5 protein-coding genes and 1 pseudogene are annotated in these 6,728 nt (G+C 38.5%); 1 reads left to right on the plus strand and 5 read right to left on the minus strand.

Annotated elements, in window-relative coordinates; all coding sequences use genetic code 11:
- Positions 1-506: 506 nt before the first annotated feature.
- The 4 genes and pseudogenes from BSO02S_RS04375 to BSO02S_RS04385 form a co-directional block, all read right to left on the minus strand.
- On the minus strand, positions 507-1,073 hold the full coding sequence (locus BSO02S_RS04375) for a dihydrofolate reductase family protein (protein WP_066063070.1): 567 nt from the start codon (positions 1,071-1,073) through the stop codon (positions 507-509).
- A pseudogene (locus tag BSO02S_RS27835) lies at positions 1,072-1,258 on the minus strand (IS1595 family transposase); the annotation flags it as partial. The pseudogene BSO02S_RS27835 and the gene BSO02S_RS04375, both read right to left, overlap by 2 nt.
- A gap of 162 nt (positions 1,259-1,420) precedes the next feature.
- Positions 1,421-2,824 (minus strand): M28 family peptidase, encoded by a 1,404-nt coding sequence (locus BSO02S_RS04380; protein WP_066063074.1) that lies wholly within the window; start codon positions 2,822-2,824, stop codon positions 1,421-1,423.
- A 294-nt stretch (positions 2,825-3,118) separates the two neighbouring features.
- Positions 3,119-4,045, minus strand: coding sequence for an NAD(P)-dependent alcohol dehydrogenase (locus BSO02S_RS04385; protein ID WP_066063077.1), 927 nt, complete (start codon positions 4,043-4,045; stop codon positions 3,119-3,121).
- A gap of 395 nt (positions 4,046-4,440) precedes the next feature.
- Here BSO02S_RS04385 and BSO02S_RS04390 point away from each other — a divergent pair, with 395 nt between their 5' ends.
- The gene (locus tag BSO02S_RS04390; protein WP_066063083.1) at positions 4,441-5,919 is read left to right on the plus strand and encodes a SulP family inorganic anion transporter; all 1,479 of its coding nucleotides are present in this window, start codon (positions 4,441-4,443) and stop codon (positions 5,917-5,919) included.
- A gap of 210 nt (positions 5,920-6,129) precedes the next feature.
- Here the strand turns inward: BSO02S_RS04390 and BSO02S_RS04395 are convergent, their stop codons facing one another.
- Positions 6,130-6,312, minus strand: a complete 183-nt coding sequence (locus tag BSO02S_RS04395) for a Fur-regulated basic protein FbpA (protein WP_066063089.1) — start codon at positions 6,310-6,312, stop codon at positions 6,130-6,132.
- Positions 6,313-6,728: the final 416 nt, after the last annotated feature.

Raw genomic sequence — 6,728 nt, forward strand, 5'->3', positions numbered from 1 at the left:
GAGGAAAATGGTGGTCTCACGGGTAATAAAGACTCTTTCTACGTGACTTTTTTCTCTCTTTACACCCGATTTCGGTCACATAAACCTTTTCTTAAAATAAGGCTAATTTATTTCAATAAGAAAAAGCCACCAAGTATACGGCAGCCGGAAAAGTATCTCATGAAACTGTACGTTAGTTAAATAGTGGTCCCCCCGATACTTACCCAATCCATAATCGCTCAGAAGTTACCTTAGTACATTCATTTTTCAAAAGAAATACATCAGGGTTGCAAAGATTTTGCCAATCCTCAAATCCGAAATCCTTATTATAATACTTTAGATAGTAAGGACAGTAAATTTCCATTAAAAACTTCCTCCACCACTTCTACTATTCGTTTCATGGCTTCTTGACTGGATTCCCGGCCTTCAAATTCCAGTTCAAGATTATCAAAAGTTATTTTCAGCTTTTCAAACCAATCCAAAAGATTAGTAATGGTTAGGACACGTTCGATTAATTAACAATCTTATTAATTGCCATCCCAATGATAGATTAGTTGCACAACACCAGAAGAGAACGTTCTTGTATTAACCATTTTTAAACTCAACCTCTGTTTTATATCAATAAACAACGGTTTTCCTTCTCCCAAAATAACAGGGTGAATAGATAATCTAAATTCATCAACAATCCCTAAATTGATAAAAGTAGTAATAAGACTTGCTCCGCCATATAGCCAGATGTCTTTACCAGGCTTATTCTTTAGTTTTAATACTTCTTCAAGAATATTATCATTTATGAATATTGCTTTATTATCGGTCTCCTTTTGAGTTTTGGAAAACACATATTTTTCTTTACTATGAACTAATTCCCAAATTTCTTTTTCAGTACCATCAATAGCTTCTGGAGTAAATTGTCCCCATAAATCGTAGCTTTTTCTTCCATATAATATAGTATCAATTTGGTGTAAGAAATTAATAAACTCCATCTCAGAGTTCATGATGCACCAATCAACTTCTCCATTTTTCCCTTCAATAAAACCATCTAAAGTAACTGCTAAATCTAAAATTATTCTTCTCTGTTTTAGGTTATTTGACATAACTCTTCCTCCCGTTATCATTCAGATATTGTTTGTGTTCTGATGAACAATTAGGACACTCAAATCCCTCTTTGATGCGAGTTCCCCTCATTTCGTTGATTAAACGACCACCAACAGATGATGCAGGTACGCATAGCATTTACCCATTAAATGGTTTGTGGTAATTTGTAGATATACTCTAACAAGTTGCTGAACGCTTTGCTTTCCTTGACCCCTCCGAATGTCCGTTCTCGTGTTCATAATATCAAGAATTCGAATAGGTATCAAATATCAACAACTATCTTTAACAGAGCCAAAAAATAAAAAAATGGCGGATACATCTCTTCCGCCATTTTTTGTGAAATTTATTAAGCTCCTGGTGGACGATTTTCGAAATCATAATCGACCGGTTGTGGAGCAACCCTTGAGTGCTGTAGTGCTGGGGTGTCAGGCCGAGCGATTTGATAGACGGCAGCGCCGACGATTTCCGCGGTTTCTTGAAGCTTATTTTTATCAATTTTATCAATCGTGTCTGTTGGTTTATGATACCATTCCTCTAGTGGTGAATGGATGAATAACGCCGCCGGAATTCCTAGTTCATGGAATGGCTGATGGTCACTGCGTCCCAACTGGCCATACGGAATGGCTTCACCCATTGCTGTTCTTACACCAGCAGCGGAACCAAGATCAGTGACTAAATTTTTCTTGCCATCAATCGTATACATGATTAATCCGTTTGCTTTGTTATCACCGCCGGCATCCTTACTTCCAATCATGTCCATTTGGAAGTGGGCTACAATTTTATCCGCTTCTGTAGCACTTAATGTACTTGCATAATGATAAGATCCTAACAGACCTTTTTCCTCGGAACCAAAAGTCACGAAACGAAGTTCCGTATCAATTGGCATATTTGCCATGACTCTGGCAAGCTCTAGCACTGCAGATACACCAGAAGCATCATCATTTGCCCCTGGACCACCTGGAACAGAATCATGGTGCGCCCCGACCATAACAATCTGGCCGGTATCTTTGTTTTTATTTGGTTTCATTTTGGCGATAACGTTGTAGGAAGTTCCTTCTTTATACCCTGAGCCTGTTACTTTTAATTGCGCTGTTACCGGGCCACTTTTTAGCTGCTCTACTAGGGCAGCACCCTGGGCCTTTGTTATCGTTACAGCCGGGATATTTTGTCCTGGGTCCGCAATCCCCACATTATTAGCGGTTCCGGTGTTATTATATAAAATTACGCCGACTGCACCTTTTGCTAATACGTTTTTCACCTTGTCAACGAATGTGTTATCGCCGCGCTCAACAAGGGCAATCTTCCCTTTCACCGCATCCGGGACGGTACCGGCGATTGCTCTTCCCGCGTTCACCACTTCCGCCGTTACTTCACCACTAAATGATCCGGAAAATACGTATGGCTTTAGATCTTGACCGCCAATCTCTAAAACTCCACTTACATTGGTTCTCACCACATCATGGAAAGCAAAAGGCTGCAGTTCCGTTTCATACCCATACTTCTCAAACTGTCCTTTTATGTACTGTGCTCCCTTTAGTTCCCCCGGGGTACCTGCCGTCCGTGGCTCCTTTGACAATAGGGCAATCGTGTTATACATGTTGTCTGCACTAATTTTTTTGATAATTTTGTTGTCAAACGCTGAGGCTGCATTTGAGTTTGGGGCCCCACCTGGTCCTTGTGCGTATGCTGCATTGACGCTTAGAACTAGTCCTGCCGTTAATAAAACTGACATCACTTTTTTCTTACTCATTAAATCCCTCCTATTTTTTAAAAAGGTTGTAAACGTTTCCAATTGATTATCATCGAATTTAATAGTTTAGTAAACTTCAATGATTTTACAAAAAGAAACAAAAATCGACGTTATCAATTACCTTTCTACTATAAAAATAGGAGGCATAATGTAGAACTATGTTGATAAACCATGAACTAGTTAGAAATGATAGGAAGAACTCCCCAAACACTAAAACTGACATTTTGTAGGTATTCAGCAGCTTGTTTTGTAGAATGGCACTAGATTCCATTCAATAGGCAGTAGTCAGTTTTGCTAGGTTTTGTTAGTATGAACCAAGATTATGACTACATTTCCCTTTTTATGCCCTTTTTCAACATATCTATGAGCCTCGGGAATTTGCTCGAGCGGATAGTGTTGATCAATGACTGATTTGATCTTTCCCGTCTCACATAGCTCTTTGAGGAAAATTAAATCTTCACTCCGGACCTTTGCTATCCCCTGCCCTTCAACCGACACAAATATCCCGTTTGAAGTTAGCACTTTCTGGGCATTTACTTTCGAACTTTTCCCAACCGCATCAAAGATGATATCATAACGCTCTTCTCTTTTCGAAAAATCCTCTTTCGTATAATCAATGACCTTATCGGCTCCCAGCGATTTCACCAATTCAAAATTTGTGGCACTGCATACCCCAGTAACCTCTGCCCCATAGTATTTGGCAAGCTGCACTGCGGAAGTCCCTACCGCGCCGGAGGCTCCATAAATAAGCACTTTTTGTCCGTCCTGGATCTTTGCTTTTCTAAGAAAATGCAGTGCTGAAGTTCCCCCAAAAGAAACGGCAGCGGCTTCCTCATAGGTCAGGTTTGTAGGTTTTATTGCCACTGCCCCGTCTTCAGATAAACATGCGTACTCGGCATACGCACCAAAATTCATCCCAGTTAGGGCGAAAACTTGATCGCCTATTTTAAATTTTTTTACATTCTTCCCAATCTCCGTGATCTCCCCAGCTAACTCCACGCCCAATATTGATTTTCTTGGTTTTCTCAGACCCAAGACAAGACGCATCGGGATCCATAATAAGATCGGACTATTGAAACCCCGAACCCTAATGTCCCCTGATGCTACGGTTGTCGCATGAACTTTTACCAGTATTTCATTGTCCTTTGGAGTTGGTTTTTCTACCTCACGCAGCTCCAAGACATCGGGCGAACCATATTTAGTGCATACAATGGCTTTCATATCATTCCTCCATTTATTGATTTCATCTTTTCCATCTTATGATATTGGCTACAATATAAAACTACTTTGAAAACAAAATTTTTGTACCTTTTTAAAAACCACTTCACACTTCCCTAAACTGCGAGTTATCTACTGCTAAACAAGAAATGAATGAATATATAGATACAAAATTCAGCTAAAAATACAAAAGACGGCTCTCAAACTAGCAAACTTTAAGAAACCTTATTTGAAATAGTAGTATAACGAATGATATAAGAGTATTTTACCGATAATAGCGTTTTCATCGTATTTCACAAAATTGTCACATTGAGTTATACTTTCAAGTGGTAAAAACGGACCCGACTTTCATGAGAGTTGAAAGTCAAAAATAATATAAATAAATGAGGTGTAACTAGTTGAATGTCGATACTATTAAATATGAATGGTTCGGAAATATAAAAGGAGATATCCTTTCAGGAACTGTTGTTGCTTTAGCATTGATTCCAGAAGCCATTGCCTTTTCAATTATTGCGGGCGTGAATCCCATGGTTGGTTTGTATGCCTCCTTCTGTATTGCCCTTGTCATTGCCTTTGTCGGTGGCAGACCTGCGATGATTTCAGCAGCTACTGGAGCAACCGCCTTATTAATGGGCGGGTTAGTGAAAGATCATGGATTACAGTATTTATTGGCCGCCACCATCCTGACTGGGATGATTCAAATTATTTTTGGTTCGCTGAATGTAGCTCACTTAATGAAATTTATTCCACGTTCGGTTATGGTGGGTTTTGTTAATTCATTGGCAATATTAATCTTTATGGCGCAGCTAACCCATTTTAAAGGGCAATCATGGGGGATGTACGCAATGGTTGCGGGAGGATTAGCAATCATTTACCTTTTCCCTCGGATAACCAAGGCTATTCCTTCCCCACTTGTCGCCATTATTATCATCACGATTATTTCAGTGGCAACGGGAGCTCACGTAAATACAGTCGGAGACTTAGGACATTTAAGTCAGTCCTTGCCTTCATTTTTTATTCCCAATGTCCCTATTAGTCTAGAAACACTAAGAATCATTTTTCCTTATTCACTTGGAATCGCTGTTGTTGGCTTGATAGAATCTCTCTTAACCGCTCAAATTGTCGATGATTTGACGGACACGGGGAGTGACAAAAATAAAGAGGCGCGTGGTCAAGGGATTGCCAACATTGTTTCAGGATTATTTGGCGGTATGGCTGGCTGCGCCATGATTGGTCAATCCGGAATCAATGTTAAATCGGGCGGACGTGGAAGACTTTCCACCTTTTGGGCTGCTGTATTTTTATTGATCCTTATTGTTGCCCTAAATGATGTTCTTGTTAAAATTCCGATGGCTGCCTTAATAGCTGTCATGTTCATGGTGTGTATTGGTACGTTTGATTGGTCATCATTGAAGAAACTGCCGATTATGCCTAAATCGGAAACAGTGGTTATGGTTGTGACAGTCGTGACTGTCGTAGCAACGGATAATTTATCGATTGGAGTTTTCATAGGGGTAATCTTGAGTGCCATTTTCTTTGCCTCTAAAATTTCAAAAGTGGAGATTCAAACGATTGCGAGAAAAGATTCAAATAAAAAGATTTATCTGGTATCAGGACAGCTGTTCTTTGCGTCTGTTACAGATTTTGTCAATCAGTTTGATTTTAAAGAAGAAATACCTGAAATTGTGATTGATTTCTCCAATGCCCACCTTTGGGATGACTCTGCAATCGGTGCGATTGATAAAATTGTCCTTAAGTATCAGCAAAATGGAGTAATGGTTACTTTGAAGGGATTAAATGTAGACAGCACCAAACTGCTAGACAAACTTGCCGTTCAGTCCACACCACGTGTTCTTGAAAAAGTTTCTAATCAATAAATGGAAAATACACTGACATTTCGATTAAACTTTCTGTCCCGACTGTGATCCTACAAAGCCAAGAGTACGGTCATGAACTTAAAAGCAGATTTTTTCAACAAGCTGACGCTGATAACATTCAGCGTTTTTTTTGTTACTACCTACTCTTATTCCATCAATATTTTGAAAGCATGCATTAAATCTCCTTTGATTTATTACGCCTAATAAGCTTTATATCCATTGTATAGAACCAAACTCACCATGTGGATGATTTAGTAATTTAAATTTCTTATATTCATATTCTAATTTTGAAAGTGACAATTCATAAAGTTGTTTGTCATCTTTGTTATAGACATTAAGAAAAATTAGTTTATTTACAAGTTTTTGTCTCTTTTTTTCAATGTCGTTTCTCATAAGATACACTCCTTCAATATTTATATTCTTTGCCTTTCCTTCAACAAATCCCATCTGTTCCTTTTGAACACGATCTTTAAGAAGTTCCAGAAATCCGATTAACATTTTTATTCTTGGAAAAATTTATTAACTTTATTATAACCATACAATCCCTATCTGTAAAGTGGGAATTGAATTAAAAATGAATGCAAGCTTATAGAATTAGCCGTAGCACTGTATAATTAAAGCGCCATTTAATGAAATAAGAAGTTCAATTCAAAAACATCCCTATACAGATTATGGGCACATAGATGTGCAAAAGAAAAAAACTCCCAAATTGAAACACTAGCTTCAATTTGGGAGTTTTATGCCTTTTTAATGCGATAAGAAATTAAATTTCGACTTTGAGAATTGTCCAGCTTCAGCGCCCTAGCGGC

Source organism: Neobacillus soli NBRC 102451, assembly GCF_001591665.1.
In the GTDB taxonomy this organism is placed as follows: Bacteria; Bacillota; Bacilli; order Bacillales; family Cytobacillaceae; genus Neobacillus; species Neobacillus soli.